The organism is Halothermothrix orenii H 168, from assembly GCF_000020485.1.
In the GTDB taxonomy this organism is placed as follows: Bacteria; Bacillota; Halanaerobiia; order Halanaerobiales; family Halothermotrichaceae; genus Halothermothrix; species Halothermothrix orenii.
Genome location: NC_011899.1, coordinates 1,731,237 through 1,746,773 on the forward strand (window position 1 = coordinate 1,731,237; position 15,537 = coordinate 1,746,773).

Consider the following 15,537-nt stretch of genomic DNA (forward strand, 5'->3'; position numbering starts at 1 on the left):
CACTCCCCCGGGGTGAATTAATATAATTTAGATTCAAAACTCATACAATTTGTTTCTTCAGTATGGGTAGGTGGTTCATTATTAGTGGATATATGTAGAACCTCTACCTGGCAGAGACCATTTTCAAAATGTTTACATTCTTTTACCCCACAGTAAACTTTAATCATCCTGCATTCACCTCCAGTAATAGTTTTACCCATGTTAATAAATAACATTCAAAAAAATAAACCGGGGTAAACACCCCCGGTTTTAACATCACCTGACTAATAAAGAAAAGTACAATAAAATTACAATTGCTTTCATATTTATGTATTATATTTACCCTTCTTCACTGATAGCTTCTACAGGGCAAACTTCAGCACAGGCCCCACAATCAATACAGGTATCGGGATCAATTTCATACTTATTATCCCCCTGGCTGATGGCATCAACAGGGCATTCTGGTTCACAGGCACCGCACATAATACATTCATCAGAAATTACATGAGCCATTATCTTCACCCCCTTGAATATAACTCAAAGAAATATTACATTTTTAGTCCTATACGACAATATTATATCCCTACTGTGTCCCATTGTCAACCGTAAAAAAATAATACTAGAGTTAGGGTTTGTAATAATGTTTAATTTTATTCCAGGATTAATCCCTGATATGGTAATAAGTCAAGGAGGTAATAACCATCTGTGGTATTGTATGTCTGTCCACTCAGATGGTCTGTAATAGTTCCTCTGTTTTTAAACTTTTTAATTTTAACCTGCTGTGGCCGGGGACTATTATTAATAATGACCATAACTGACTGCCCCCTGTAATGTCGTGTAAATCCATAAATATTTCTGATATTGTCTACTAAAATTGTTTTATAATTACCCCGGAGTAAAGGGGTTAGCTTATTCCTTATTGATATCAGTTTTTTATAATAATCTAATAAGTTTTGATCCTGATTTTCTTTATCCCAGACCATGCAACCACGTGATGCCGGTTCTTCACCCCCGGTCATACCGAGTTCATCACCGTAATAGACCATGGGGGCCCCAAGGTATGTCATCTGGAACAAAACAGCCAGTTTGAATTTTTCCTTGTTTCCTTCAAAAAAATGAAGGGCCCTGGGGGTATCATGACTATCAAGAAGATTCAACATTACATAATTAACACTATCCTGATATAACATCCTGTTTTTAGCCAGCTGGGCATCAAAAGTGCCCGCATCAATTCTGTTCCGGGCAAAAAAGTCAATTACAGCATAGGTAAAGGGATAATTCATAATAGCATCAAATTGATCACCCTGAAGCCAGTCTTCAGAATTATGCCATACTTCTCCAACAATGTAGGCATCCTCTTTAATTTCCTTAACAGCTTTACGCATCTCCCGCCAGAAATGATGGTCGACCTCATCAGCAACATCCAGCCGCCATCCATCAATATCAAGTTCTTTAATCCAGTAAGTTGCCACGTTAATCAAATATTCCCTGACCTCAGGATTTCCGGTCATTAACTTGGGCATCCGGGCAATATTATTGGCAAAGGTTCTATAATTTGTGGGATCCGTCTGCACAGGAAAGCTTTCAATTTCAAACCAGTCTTTATACTGTGACTTCTCCCCCTTTTGACGAACATCCTTGAAAGCAAAGAAATCATAACCACAATGGTTAAATACCGCATCAAAAATAATTTTAATTCCACGCCTGTGGGCTTCTATGACCATCCTTCTTGCTGTTTCAAGGTCTCCAAAATGGGGGTCTATCTGGAAATAGTCATCAATATTATACTTATGGTTACTGGGTGATTTAAACACAGGTGTAAGGTAAATGGCCTTTACCCCGAGGCTTTCTATGTAATCGAGTTTTTTAATAATCCCCTCTAAATCACCACCAAAAAATGATTTTCTACCGGGTTTCCCACCCCAGGGGGAAACTCCACGGGGGTCATTGGATGGATCCCCGTTATAAAACCTTTCCGGAAATATGTGATAAAAAACAGCATCTTTTACCCAGTCCGGAGTACTGAAAATATCGGCATAATTAATTAAAGGGTACTGGAAAAACCCAGAGAAGAAACCCCTGGGCCTTTCCTCAAAAAAACCCTTTTCATTTAACCACAGGCTTTCCTGAACGTCTTCCAGGTAAAAATGGTACCTGAATCTGGCATCATCAAGTCTAATATCGGCTTCATAATAATCGTGAAGCTCATCACAAGCCACCAGTTCCATCTCCTGACTTAAGTATGGATCTTCTCCATCTCCGGGGTATCTTGTTCCATATACAACTACAACCCTGTCAAGGTCATTTCGTGCAGCCCGCAACCTGATCCGCAGTGTATTTTTATTAACGGGAAAGGCATAACTGCCTCCACATACATGATATATAGCAGCTCTATTCATGTCCCTCAGCTCCTTAACCTTTAGCAAATTTTGTAGTAAATTGGACAGAGCAAATAATTATCTATCACTCCCGGGCTTTCCTTCTTACTGAGCTTTAACGTGAGATTAGATGAATTACAATAAATATTATCCTTTGTTGGCTCCCCTGGTTAACCCACTGACCAGCATGCTTTGCATGCTTAGATGCAGGATAAGGATGGGAATTGCTGCCAGCAGGGAACCGGCTGCAAAGATTGTAAAGTTCTTTCCATACTGGTCAACAACAAATTCATACAGGCCCAGAGCCAGAGTCCATTTATCAGGACTGGTGATTACCAGCCGGGCAAAGAGGAAATCACCGAAAGGAGCTACAAAGTAAAAAAGGGCCAGGACAGATAACATCGGTATCGCCAGGGGTAATATAATTGTCCAGAAGATTTTCCAGTGACTGGCACCATCAATAATGGCTGCTTCTTCAAGGGACTTGGGAATTGTATCGAGATAACCCTTCATCAACCATGAATGATAAGGTACCGTACCCGCGGCATATATTATAATCAACCCGATATGGGTATCCAGTAATTCAACTAGATTAAGCAAAACATACAGGGCTACCATGGACATAACACCCGGAAAGACCTGGATGATCAGCATGACCATCATCCCAACTTTACGTCCGGCAAACTTTAACCGTGAAAAGGCATAGGCGGTAAGGGAAGCCAGGAAAACACCCAGTATCGCAGTTCCGGCACCAACTTTCAGGGTATTGATATACCAGATACCGAAATCTGTTTCCTGGAAAAGCTCTTTATAGTGAATAAAGGTAGCATTTTCAGGAATAAATTTAGTTGAAAAGAGGCTATGACCCGGATTTAAAGAACCACTGAAAATCCAGAGGGCCGGAAATAAGGCTATCAGAATCATTATCCCAATGAACAGGTATGTAAATGTCAATTTAATAGTATTCCGTGTTTTATAAGAATCAATCATTGTAGCATCTCCTCCTCCTGGTATGACCGGGTCCTCCGGAAGTTATAGATAGCAAATCCAGCTACAATAATAAATATAATCAGAGAAATGGCTGCAGCGTAGTTGTATTTCAATCTATTAAAGGTTAACTTATAAACCCAGGAAATCAGGATATCGGTGGCACCACCACCACCTGCGTAATCCACCCGGGCCGGACCTCCCCCGTTAAGCAGGAATATCAAAGTAAAGTTATTGAAATTATAGGCAAAAGTCATAATCATCAAAGGAGCCATTGAAAATAACACAAGGGGCATTGTAATAAATTTAAATCTTTGCCAGCTGCTGGCCCCGTCAACTGTGGCCGCTTCATACAGGTTTTTATCAATACTCTGGAGAATACCGGTAACCACAATCATGGCATAGGGAAATCCAAGCCACAGGTTTACCATCAGTACAGCAACCTTGGCCCATAATGGATTATGAAGCCAGGGAACCTGTGATACATTAAACCATCCAGTCAAAATTTTATTAATAACCCCGAAATTGGTATTTAACATCCCTCTCCATATTAAGACACTGACAAAACCCGGGACAGCCCAGGGTATAATTAAAAGAGTCCTTAATATCTTTTTGAATTTTAATTTGGGGTTATTCAGGAGTATTGCTGTAAAACCACCTAGTAAATACTGGGTTAATGTCCCCAGAAGTGACCAGACTACGGTCCAGCCAAAAATCTTCCAGAAGGTTGAGGCCCACATCCCGCCCCGCATCAACTTTGTAAAATTCCTGAAACCAACCCAGTCTATTAATTTTCCGGGAGGGGAATGGTACAGGTCATAATTTGTAAATCCAAGGATAACAGTATAAACTAAAGGCAAAAAGATAACAGCACATATAGCCAGGGCGCCCGGACTTAAAACCAGGTAAGCATAACTGTTAACCATTAAATTCTTTAAAGATACCATAATTCCCCTCGGGGACTTACCTTCATCTATTCTTTCCCCATTTTTATAGGCATCTCTTATATTAAATATGTAAATACCAATTACAACTATTAGCAATAGAATTGAAATAATACCATTAACTATAAGAAAAAGTGAATGATCCTCCATGGGGGTTTCTCCAAGAGTTATTAGCCCCCTTATCCCGGCCAGTAACACTGGCAGGGCTTCAAAGAGAACAAAGGTGTTAAATAACACCAGGAGAAAACCCTTGACCCACTGCCTGTTGAAGAGCTGTCCGGTACCCATATATATTGCAGAAGATATAGCTGCAATGTACCGGTGGTTGCTTCTTTTTTCCATTTTGTGGCCTGCTTGTAATTGCACTAATTATTTCACCTCACTCTGGGTATTTATTAAGGGTTGGCCCCATCCGTTGCGGACAGGGCCAACCGGTGAAAATATTTATTGTTTCATATCTGAATAGATTTAAACTCCGATTATTCTTTCATCATTTCAATATTATCCTGGATTCTCTGAACACAGAGTTTAGCTGCTTCTTCAGGTGTAACCTGATCCTGAAGGATGAAAGAAAGGGCATTATTAGCCGGTTCCCATACAGCCATCATTTCAGGTACATTCGGCATTGGCATACCCCTTGAAGCCTGAATAGCAAAAGCTTCAACAACTTTATTTTCTTTAAATTCAGGCATTTCCATTACATCTTTACGTGGAGGAATTACATATGTCTTCTGATAATGTTTAAAGGAATTCTCTTTAGTGGTTAACCACTGAATGAATTTCAGGGCTTCTTCTTTATGTTCACTGAAGGCACTGATGTAGTAACCTTTAACGCCTATGAAGGTATGGGGATATTCACCATTATCAAGCCTGGGCAGGGGAGCAACACCAAAGTTAACCCCGGCTTCACGATAACCTTCTAAAGCCCATAGTCCGTCAATAACAGCTGCCAGAGAACCCTGGGAAAAGAGACCATTCATAACATCACCGGTAGTACCTTCAGGCATTAAACCTGAGGTCCTGAAGCTCTTTATAAACTTCATGGCTTTAATAGCACCAGGGCTATCCAGACCGATATCATTTATGTCAAGACCATTTTCGGTCTGTTTAAAGATATAACCACCATAACCGGAGATAAACCCGAAAACGTGGTAGAGGTCACCGATGTTGGCCATAAAACCAAACTGGCCCTCAGCCGGTTTATTTAGTTCTTTTACTTTAGCCAAAAACTCATCAAAGGTTTCAGGTACTTCTGGTAACAGATCCTTGTTATATAACAGGGCCACACTTTCAACAGCATATGGTAATCCATATAGCTTACCCTTGTAAGTCAGCGCGTTGAGAGAAGACTCTGTAAAGGCACTGGTATCCACCTTATCTTCAGGAATAGGCCAGATTAAACCCTGCTCTACAGAACGACCGATACCATCATGGGGCCAGACAACAATATCGGCTCCCTTTCCAGCAGGACCATCCAGGGCCAGTTTATCATCCTGGTTAATCTGGTCTACTGGTTGCACCTCAATTTCAACACCGGTTTGTTCAGTGTAAATTTTACCCATTTCCTGAATAAATTCTTCTTCAGGACCGGGAGATTCCCAGACTACCAGCTTTACAGCACTGGCACTTAAAGTCATACCAACAACTAAAACTAAAACAGAGAGTAAAGTTAAAACTTTTTTCATAATTCAAACCCTTCCTTTCATTTGTTTTTTTAAATGTATTTTAAATATTGAAATTACCAGAGGAATAAATTACTTACAAACGTTTGAGTTAATAAAATTCTAAAACTTATAATAATTATACCTCCTGTGTAATTAAACACAGTTATTTTCTTCGCAAATGGTTTTCGATTAATAGTTCTTTTGAAACTAAATATAACTTTCATAACTAATTCAGACATATATTTTATGTACGCCTTTACCTGGTTGATCCCCTCGGCAATATTTCGGTAGGTATAATTTGTTCTTCTCCATTGTAATCTTCTTCGGTTATAATCCTGATTAGCATCCGGGCAGCCTTTTCACCCATCTCTACAATAGGAATCCTGACAGTAGTTAAGGCAGGTTTAACATAGGACACCATGGGATCGTCGTTAAATCCTACTATACCCATATCATCAGGGACCTTTAAACCGGAGTCCTGAGCTGCCCTTAAAGCCCCGAGGGCCAGTAGGTCATCAACAGCGAATATAGCATCAAAATCCTTTTTTGCCATAAGCTTTTTAGTAGCATCATAACCATCTTCAAAAGTGAAGTTAGTATACATAACCAGACTTTTATCAAAGCCTTGACCGGCCTCTTCTAAAGCCTTCTTATAACCTGTTAATCTGTCCTGACTAACAACATATTCTTCAGGACCACAGATCAGGGCTACTTTCTCATACCCTCTCTTGTGCAGGTACTTAACTGCCTTATAGGCTGCTTCGATGTTATCATTGTTAACCAGGGGAATGTCCTTTATTTCCAGGCTACGCCCGATTAATATAAACTTTGACCTGTTATCCTGTAATTGTTTTATCAGGTCATCGTTAACCCTGGAAGCCATCAGGATAATACCATCAACCCGTCTATTTCTCAACATCTTCAAAGCCTCAGCATGTTCTTCCCGGTAATCTTTGGCGGCAGCCAGTACCAGGCTAAAATGTTCTTCCTGGGCCACTGAAGCAATACCCTGGATTATTCCCGGAAAAAATGGGTTGGCAAAAGCAGCTTTAGTTGGTCTTGATAAAACAAGCCCAATAGTGTTGGTCTTCTGCTTGACCAGACTCCGGGCAATCACATTGGGATGGTAACCCAGTTTTTTCATGGCTTCCCGGACGCGCTGCTGGGTTTCAGGACTTATGCTCGGACTGTTTGAAATTACCCTGGAAACTGTTGAAGGAGATACATCTGCATATTTTGCAACATCCTTAATGGTAACATTTTTCATTATTATAACCACCCTGTTTATTCCTGGATATGATTGTGTTTAACAGTAAAACGTTTGCACACCTTTTAAAAATAAATAGTATGCCAGTCCAATTAAAAAGAGTACCATAACCGGGACCTCATAACTTATAGTCTTCTAACTTATAGTCTTGTAACTTATAGTCTTGCTGACTTATAAGCTTATTTCTTATAGACTTAACTTATTACCTTATAGACTTTATAGATCTTATTTTCTTATTACCCTTTATACATATATTCAACAAAGGTATGGAATATTCCTCCTTATATATTATAAAATTTTAAAAAGAATGTGTCAAGATATTTTAGCATCTTCACATTTTTCTGATAATTTCACATAAAAAAATTACGGCCGGGTATGTTCCCGGAGATAATCATATATCACCCGGGCCGTTTTATTACTGATACCGTCCACTTCTTTTAGCTGACCAATAGTTGCCTTTCTTATTGCCCCGAGGGACCCGAAATGGCTTAATAAAGCCTTCCTTCTTTTGGGGCCAACCCCTGGAATTTCATCTAACATGGTATGGGTTAAACGTCGGGAACGGAGTTTCCGGTGATAACTTACCGCAAACCGGTGGGCCTCATCCCTGACCCGCTGTAATAAATGAAGAGCTGGCGATTTCCGTGGTATAATGACCGGTTCCTTTTGCCCCGGGAGAAATACCTCTTCTTCCCGTTTAGCCAGACCGGCTATATCCAGGTAATCAAGATTCATTTCTTTCAAAACCTCCAGGGCTGCATTGAGCTGGCCCTTCCCTCCATCGATCAGAATTAAATCCGGTAAATCACCCTCTTCTTCCAGAAGACGACTATACCGTCTTTTAACCACTTCCTGCATCATGGCAAAATCATTGGGGCCACTAACTGTTTTAATCCTGAAACGGCGGTAATCAGCTTTAGAGGGGACACCATCTTTAAAGACAACCATCGAGGCTACCGGGTCACTCCCCTGAATATTGGATATATCAAACCCTTCGATATGAACCGGCTTACTGGAAAGTACAAGATACTCAACTAGCTGGTCCAGGGCTTTCTCATTCCTCTGTTTCTGGTATTTCCGTCGTATTAATTCCTTTTTAAGGTTCTGGGAAGCATTTTTAGAGGCCATCTCCACCAGCCTCTTCTTCTCACCCTTAAGGGGGATTAAAATCTTAACCTTTTTTCCCTTTTTCTGTTGTAACCAGTCCTCCAGGAGTTCCGTTTGACTGACATGGGTATTTATAACTATTTCCTGAGGAATTTCAGGAGCCTGTTCATAATATTGCTGTAAAAAGGACACCATTATATCAGTATTACTCTCCTCATCAACCCCCTCCATCAGGAAGTATTCCTGCCCGATCAATCTCCCATTCCTGATGAACAGGACCTGAACACAGGCCTCACCCTCTTCTTCGACCAGGGCAATAATATCCTGATTGATATTTTTACTGGACATAACCTTCTGCTGGGCTGAAATATTTTTCAGGGCCCGGACCGCATCCCGGAACCGGGCTGCTTTTTCAAAATTTTTCTTTTCAGCAGCCTGATACATCTCTTTTTCAACTTCATTTATTAATTCATCCTGCTTTCCCGATAAAAATAAACAAACACGATCTACCAGTTCCCGATATGAATTCCTGTCAATGGCCCCAATACAGGGACCGACACATTTTCCAATATGATAATTAAGACAGGGCCTTTTTTCCGGTTTTCCAGCTTCAAGATTTTTTTTACAGGTTCTTAAAGAAAATAAATCCTTTAGGACATCAATGGTCTTATAAATGGCATTAACATCTGTAAAAGGACCGAAATAACGATTCCCGTCATTTTTTACAAGGCGGGTCTTGAATATCCTGGGAAAATCCTCCTGAACCGTTACTTTAATATAGGGGTAAGTTTTATCATCCTTTAACCTGATATTAAACTTGGGGTTATATTTTTTTATTAAATTGGCCTCAAGGATAAAAGCCTCTACCTCGGTATCGGTTACAATATAATCAAAGTCGGCAATATGCTTAACCATGATTTTTGTTTTAAAGGTATGATTACCCTTACGAAAGTATGATCTGACTCTCCTGCGCAGGGATTTTGCTTTACCGACATAAATAACCTCACCTGTCTCATCTTTCATCAGGTATACCCCTGGCCGATCAGGTAACCTCTTTAGTTGTTCTTCAATATATCTCATGGGCATCACCATTTATTATTGAGATATTTACTTAAAAACTGTCCCGTATAAGATTCAGGGTTGGCTGCAACCTCTTCCGGGGTTCCGGTAGCAATAACCTGCCCTCCCCGGTCCCCTCCTTCAGGGCCAAGGTCTATGATATAATCGGCAGCTTTTATAACATCAAGGTTATGCTCTATTACAATGACGGTATTACCACCTTCCCGGAGTCTGAAGAGTACTTCAAGAAGTTTCTTTACATCCTCAAAATGCAGACCGGTAGTTGGTTCATCCAGAATATAGATGGTCTTTCCGGTACTCCTTTTTCCCAGTTCAGAGGCAATCTTTATCCTCTGGGCCTCACCCCCGGATAAAGTTGTTGCCGGTTGACCCAGTCGAATATAACCGAGACCAACATCATAAAGGGTCTGTAACCGCCTCTTTATCGGATTGACATTGGCAAAAAACTCCAGGGCTTCCTCAACCGTCATCTCGAGTATATCTGCTATTGTTTTTCCCTTATATTTTATCTCCAGGGTCTCCCGGTTATATCTTTTACCCCCGCATACCTCACAGGGGACATAAACATCAGGCAGAAAATGCATTTCTATCTTGATTATGCCATCACCTTTACAGGCCTCACAACGGCCCCCTTTTACGTTAAAACTGAACCTCCCCTTCTTATACCCCATCCTCCGGGCCTCGGGGGTTTTGGCAAACACATCCCGGATATAATCAAAAACCTTGGTGTAGGTTGCTGGATTTGACCTAGGGGTCCTGCCTATGGGTGACTGGTCTATATTAATAATCTTATCGACATACTCCAGCCCCTTTATTTCATCATGTTCACCCGGCCTCAGGGTGGAATCATAAAAATGCTGCATTAACTTTCGTTTCAAAGTCAAATTAATCAGGGTACTCTTCCCTGAACCGGAAACACCGGTAACACAGGTAAAAGTCCCCAGGGGGATTTTGACATCTATATTTTTAAGGTTATGCTGCCTGGCCCCCTTAATCTCCAGGTATTTACCATTGGGTCTAACCCTCTTTTCAGGTACCGGTATTTTCTTTTCTCCAGATAAATACTGACCGGTCAGGGATTCTTTACTGGAAACAATGTCTTCCAGAGAACCCTGGGCTACCACCCGGCCACCGTGTTTACCGGCCCTGGGACCGATGTCAATAATGTGGTCAGCTGCCCTGATGGTATCTTCATCATGTTCAACAACAATAACCGTATTCCCCAGATCCCTGATATGTTCAAGGGTTCTTATTAAACGGTTATTATCCCTCTGGTGGAGCCCTATACTCGGTTCATCTAGAATATATAAAACCCCTACCAGTCCTGAACCAATCTGGGTAGCCAGCCTGATTCGCTGGGCCTCACCCCCGGACAAACTCCCGGCCGGCCGGTCCAGGGTAAGATAGTCCAGACCAACATCTATTAAAAACCGTAACCTGTTTTTAATCTCTTTAATAATTTCCTGACTTATATACTGTTCCCTTTCTGTTAAATTTAATTCTTCTATGAAATCATAGGCTTCCTTAATTGAATAACGGGTAAATTCGGCAATTGATTTACCCCCGACCGTCACAGCCAGAACCTCAGGCCGCAACCGGCCCCCCTGACAGGTAGAACAGGGCCGTTCACTCATATATCTTTCCAGCCTGCGATGGGCTGTCGGAGAGTCAGATTCATTAACCCGCCTTTTTAAATAACCAACTATCCCCTTAAAATAGGTTTTATGCTGCCTGGTTCTCCCATAGCGGTTGGTATAGGGAAAAACAAGTTGCCTGTCCGAACCGTACAGAATAATATCTATGATGTCATCATCCAGTTGCTCCAGGGGGGTATCCAGGCTGAAGTTATACTCTTCAGCCAGGGCTGACAGGAGCTGAGGATAATAACGACTTGTTGAATTACGCCAGGGAATAATGGCCCCGTTACTGATGGATTTTTCCTTATCAAGGATAAGATCAGGATCAAATTCCTTTTTTATACCCAGTCCATCACAATTGGGACAGGCCCCATAGGGGCTGTTGAAAGAAAACATCCGGGGAGACATTTCTTCCAGACTGATACCACATTCGGGACAGGCAAATTTCTCACTAAATACCATTTCATCTCCATCGATAACATCTACAATGACCAGCCCTTCACTGTATTCCAGGGCAGTCTCAATGGAATCGGTCAATCGCTCCCGGATACCTTCTTTAATAACCAGTCTATCGACGACAACTTCAATATCATGTTTTAAATTTTTCTCAAGGCTAACCTCTTCTTCCCCCAGAATGATGACCCTTCCATCTACCCGGGCCCTGACAAAACCATCCCTCAGGGCCCTTGTAAATACCTTCTGATGCTCACCCTTTCTTCCCCTGACCACCGGTGACAGAATCTGTATTTTGGTCCTTCCCGGTAGATCCAGAACCTGATCCACTATCTCATCAACACTCTGGGATGAGATAGCCCGCCCGCATTCGGGGCAGTGGGGCCTTCCTATTCTGGCATACAGAAGGCGCAGATAGTCATAGATTTCAGTAACAGTACCGACTGTGGAACGGGGGTTTTTACTGGTGGTTTTCTGATCAATTGAAATAGCAGGAGATAAACCTTCTATATATTCAACCCGGGGTTTTTCCATCTGTCCTAAAAACTGCCGGGCATAGGCTGATAGAGACTCGACATAACGCCTTTGACCCTCAGCATAAATGGTATCAAAAGCCAGTGAAGATTTACCAGAACCACTCAAACCGGTTATAACTATAAGTTTATCCCTTGGAATCCTGACATCAATATTCTTTAAATTATGCTCCTGGGCTCCCTTAACATAAATCATTTCCTTGACCATTATCTTTTCACCTCATCTTTTCCAGCTCTTCTTCCAGTTCCTTTATTTCATCCCTTATCTGGGCTGCCAGTTCAAACTCCAGGTTATCGGCCGCCTCTTTCATCTCTTCCTCAAGTTCCAGAATCCGGTGGCGTATTTCAGAAGGAGACAGGTTCTTAATCTCCTCCCCTTCACCCGACTTAACAGAATAGTCTATTTCATCTACATCTTTAATAATCATATCTTCAGGCCTGAGCACTTTTCTGACCGGTTTTACGATGGTCGTGGGTGTAATCCCATGTTTTTTATTAAATTCAAGCTGAATTTTTCTCCTTCTTTCGGTCTCATCTATGGCCTTTTCCATTGATTCTGTAATCTTATCAGCATACATAACGACCCGCCCGTTAACATTACGGGCAGCCCGCCCAATGGTCTGTATCAGGGAACGTTCAGAACGCAAATAACCCTCCTTATCAGCATCCAGGATGGCTACCAGCGATACCTCGGGTAAATCAAGGCCTTCCCGGAGCAAATTTATCCCGACCAGAACATCAAACTCGCCGAGCCTCAAATCCCTTATAATTTCGGACCGTTCCAGGGTATCAATATCAGAATGGAGGTATCTAACCCTGATTCCTGCTTCAGCCAGAAACTCGGTCAAATCCTCTGCCATCCGTTTGGTTAAAGTTGTTACCAGGACCCTTTCTTCCCTTTCAATAACCTGTTGAATTTCATCCATCAGGTCATCTATCTGACCTTCGGTAGGTTTAACGATAACCACCGGGTCAACCAGACCGGTCGGCCTTATAATCTGCTCAACTACCTGCTGGCTGTGTTTCAACTCATAAGGGCCCGGGGTGGCAGACACATAAATCGCCCGGGGCACGAGTTTTTCAAATTCTTCAAAGTTCAGGGGCCTGTTATCCAGGGCTGACGGCAACCTGAATCCATATTCAACCAGTTTTTCCTTACGGGACCTGTCTCCGGCATACATGCCCCCGATCTGGGGTATTGTCATGTGGGATTCATCGATAATCACCAGAAAATCATCATCGGGGAAATAGTCAAGTAAGGTGTTGGGCCTGGAACCGGGCGGTCGCCCCTCCAGGTGACGGGAATAATTTTCAATCCCGGTACAGTACCCCATCTGTTCCAGCATCTCCATGTCGTAGCGGGTCCTCTGTTCAAGGCGTTGGGCCTCTACCAATCGATTCTGTTTTTTAAGCTCCTTTAACCTTTCTTCCAGCTCTACCTGAATTGTTTTTAGTGCCCTCTTTATTTTATCTTCAGGGGTAACAAAATGGCTCGCTGGATAAATAGTAATCTCATCAATCTCCTGTAGAACCTCTCCAGTCACTGTATTGATTTTAGTGATACGATCTATTTCATCCCCGAACAATTCAACCCTTATTGCCTCATCCCTGTATGCAGGAAAAATATCGATAACATCACCTTTTACCCGGAAATGACCCCGGGACAGATCAATATCATTGCGGCTATATTGCATAAAAATAAGTTCCTGGAGGATTGTATTCCTTTCCTTCAAATCCCCAACCTTAAGGTGGCAGGATAGATCCAGGTAATCCTCTGGATTACCGAGGCCATAAATACAGGAAACACTGGCCACAATCAGCACATCCCGTCTCTCAAAGAGAGAACTGGTAGCTGCCAGGCGTAGCTTATCTATATCCTCATTTATAGAAGCATCTTTCTCAATATAGGTATCTGTCTGGGGGACATAAGCTTCCGGTTGATAATAATCATAATAGCTGACAAAGTAATGAACAGCATTTTCAGGAAAAAATTCCCGGAATTCACTACAGAGTTGAGCCGCCAGTGTTTTATTGTGGGCAATTACCAGGGTAGGCTTGTTCAGCTTTTCGATTACCGCTGCCATGGTATAGGTTTTACCTGTCCCTGTTGCCCCCAGCAGGGTCTGATGCCTGTAACCCTTATTTACCCCTTTAACCAGTTTTTCAATGGCCTGGGGCTGGTCTCCTTTTGGCGAATATGAGGAAACCAGTTTAAATTTCTTCTCTGTTTTCAACCAACCCACCCCTTTCGGTGAGTAATATAAATCATAAATATAATTTAATATAAACATAATGCAATATAAACCAGTAAAATAAGAACTATAATTAAATCCAGTTTATAACTAAATCCAGTTAAATGAAGAAAACGGAGAACAGGTGAATATATGTTCTATAATATTATAACAATAATTATTACTAAAATAAAGTATTAAAAATTACAATTTTAACTTTTTTATAATCTATAAACAGATCATACAGGGGTTCTGTTACCATAAAACCATAAAATCAATTTTAAAAAAAAAAAAACTCAAAATAAGATAATATGATTCATAAATTAAAATGACCCCGGCTATTTTAAATTATGCGGGGTCAACATTGACTAAGTTTTTAATCAATTAAGTTACGGGCAAATATTAAATAACCTGTATGGCCAACCATCGTATCGTCGGGTCGTAGCCTCTCCGGTATGAGCTTGTATTCCCGGTATAAAACCTCTACCACCTCAGATACATAAAAATTTAATTTCTCTAAAACTTCAAGAGTTTTACTGACCTGATTTGTAGTGGGAAGTATTAACCCCAGATGACCATTACCTTTCAGGGATAATTTGACCTTTTTAAGAACCTGCCATGGCTCCCTTACATCTAAGAAGAAGGCATCAAGCCCCTTTTCCTCGATTCCATCTTCCAGAGACTGGTTGTGAAGAACAACATTATCAAATTCCTGAACCTGAGCCAGATTCCTCTTTATAACTTTTATAAAATCCTTTCTTTTTTCATATGTATATACCCGGCCATCCCGTCCTACCATCCTGGAAAAAACACTGGTTAAAGCTCCCGAACCTGTACCGGCTTCACCGATACGTTTCCCGGGAGCTATATCCAGTTTAAAAATAATATAGGAAGCATCCTTGGGGTAAACAATCTGGGTTCTCCTTTTTAAATCATTCATGATAAAGTTATGAAGGTCACACTCCAGGACATAATAACGGGAACCATTTATTTCAAAATAACTTCCTGGTCTTATATCCTTAAGTACCTTACTATCTATCTGACCCGTTGGTAAACCTATCTTATGGGGCGGTTCTATACTGATAACCTTTTTAAACCTTTTCCGGTCAGTTATAACCCTTTTATTGGTTAAACCACCTGCCATACACACCCACTCCTTATAATATAATATCCACTACACCGGACAAATCCTACCTTTAATACTTAAGAGCCGGGAATTAAACAAAAAATAACCTTTATACTGGTTTGTTATCCCTTTAAGACTATGAAAAAGACTT

Annotated in this window: 11 protein-coding genes; all 11 read right to left on the reverse strand. The window is 41.3% G+C overall.

Translation table 11 applies throughout. From position 1 onward, the window contains the following. Positions 1–17: 17 nt before the first annotated feature. The gene (locus HORE_RS12725) at positions 18–200 is read right to left on the reverse strand and encodes a DUF1540 domain-containing protein (RefSeq protein ID WP_167935775.1); all 183 of its coding nucleotides are present in this window, start codon (positions 198–200) and stop codon (positions 18–20) included. A 118-nt stretch (positions 201–318) separates the two neighbouring features. Beyond that, positions 319–492: a DUF362 domain-containing protein gene (locus tag HORE_RS08420; RefSeq protein WP_012636547.1), complete on the reverse strand. Its 174-nt coding sequence runs from the start codon at positions 490–492 to the stop codon at positions 319–321. Between the two features lie 137 nt (positions 493–629). Further along, positions 630–2,378: an alpha-glycosidase gene (locus HORE_RS08425; protein ID WP_012636548.1), complete on the reverse strand. Its 1,749-nt coding sequence runs from the start codon at positions 2,376–2,378 to the stop codon at positions 630–632. A gap of 126 nt (positions 2,379–2,504) precedes the next feature. Then, positions 2,505–3,347, reverse strand: coding sequence for a sugar ABC transporter permease (locus HORE_RS08430; protein WP_012636549.1), 843 nt, complete (start codon positions 3,345–3,347; stop codon positions 2,505–2,507). Then, positions 3,344–4,630: a carbohydrate ABC transporter permease gene (locus HORE_RS08435; RefSeq protein ID WP_041605996.1), complete on the reverse strand. Its 1,287-nt coding sequence runs from the start codon at positions 4,628–4,630 to the stop codon at positions 3,344–3,346. The genes HORE_RS08430 and HORE_RS08435 overlap by 4 nt, the downstream gene beginning before the upstream one ends. Positions 4,631–4,767: 137 nt before the next feature. Continuing rightward, positions 4,768–5,973, reverse strand: coding sequence for a maltodextrin ABC transporter substrate-binding protein (locus tag HORE_RS08440; protein ID WP_012636551.1), 1,206 nt, complete (start codon positions 5,971–5,973; stop codon positions 4,768–4,770). Between the two features lie 235 nt (positions 5,974–6,208). Then, complete coding sequence (locus tag HORE_RS08445) at positions 6,209–7,219, reverse strand: LacI family DNA-binding transcriptional regulator (RefSeq protein WP_012636552.1); 1,011 nt, start codon at positions 7,217–7,219, stop codon at positions 6,209–6,211. Positions 7,220–7,582: 363 nt separating this feature from the next. Beyond that, complete coding sequence (gene uvrC / locus HORE_RS08450; RefSeq protein ID WP_041605998.1) at positions 7,583–9,412, reverse strand: excinuclease ABC subunit UvrC; 1,830 nt, start codon at positions 9,410–9,412, stop codon at positions 7,583–7,585. Then, entirely contained in the window at positions 9,412–12,237 is a 2,826-nt protein-coding gene (gene uvrA, locus HORE_RS08455) for an excinuclease ABC subunit UvrA (RefSeq protein ID WP_012636554.1), read from the reverse strand. The genes uvrC and uvrA overlap by 1 nt, the downstream gene beginning before the upstream one ends. A gap of 7 nt (positions 12,238–12,244) precedes the next feature. Next, positions 12,245–14,263 (reverse strand): excinuclease ABC subunit UvrB, encoded by a 2,019-nt coding sequence (gene uvrB, locus HORE_RS08460; RefSeq protein WP_012636555.1) that lies wholly within the window; start codon positions 14,261–14,263, stop codon positions 12,245–12,247. 373 nt (positions 14,264–14,636) lie between these two features. Next, the gene (locus tag HORE_RS08465; protein WP_012636556.1) at positions 14,637–15,404 is read right to left on the reverse strand and encodes a tRNA (adenine-N1)-methyltransferase; all 768 of its coding nucleotides are present in this window, start codon (positions 15,402–15,404) and stop codon (positions 14,637–14,639) included. Between the last annotated feature and the right edge of the window lie 133 nt (positions 15,405–15,537).

What these genes read in the sequence shown, in the direction of transcription:
- HORE_RS12725 (WP_167935775.1), bottom strand. Translation starts at nt 200, where the DNA reads ATGGGTAAAACTATTACTGGAGGTGAATGCAGGATGATTAAAGTTTAC.
- HORE_RS08420 (WP_012636547.1), bottom strand. Translation starts at nt 492, where the DNA reads ATGGCTCATGTAATTTCTGATGAATGTATTATGTGCGGTGCCTGTGAA.
- HORE_RS08425 (WP_012636548.1), bottom strand. Translation starts at nt 2,378, where the DNA reads ATGAATAGAGCTGCTATATATCATGTATGTGGAGGCAGTTATGCCTTT.
- HORE_RS08430 (WP_012636549.1), bottom strand. Translation starts at nt 3,347, where the DNA reads ATGATTGATTCTTATAAAACACGGAATACTATTAAATTGACATTTACA.
- HORE_RS08435 (WP_041605996.1), bottom strand. Translation starts at nt 4,630, where the DNA reads ATGGAAAAAAGAAGCAACCACCGGTACATTGCAGCTATATCTTCTGCA.
- HORE_RS08440 (WP_012636551.1), bottom strand. Translation starts at nt 5,973, where the DNA reads ATGAAAAAAGTTTTAACTTTACTCTCTGTTTTAGTTTTAGTTGTTGGT.
- HORE_RS08445 (WP_012636552.1), bottom strand. Translation starts at nt 7,219, where the DNA reads ATGAAAAATGTTACCATTAAGGATGTTGCAAAATATGCAGATGTATCT.
- uvrC (WP_041605998.1), bottom strand. Translation starts at nt 9,412, where the DNA reads ATGCCCATGAGATATATTGAAGAACAACTAAAGAGGTTACCTGATCGG.
- uvrA (WP_012636554.1), bottom strand. Translation starts at nt 12,237, where the DNA reads ATGGTCAAGGAAATGATTTATGTTAAGGGAGCCCAGGAGCATAATTTA.
- HORE_RS08465 (WP_012636556.1), bottom strand. Translation starts at nt 15,404, where the DNA reads ATGGCAGGTGGTTTAACCAATAAAAGGGTTATAACTGACCGGAAAAGG.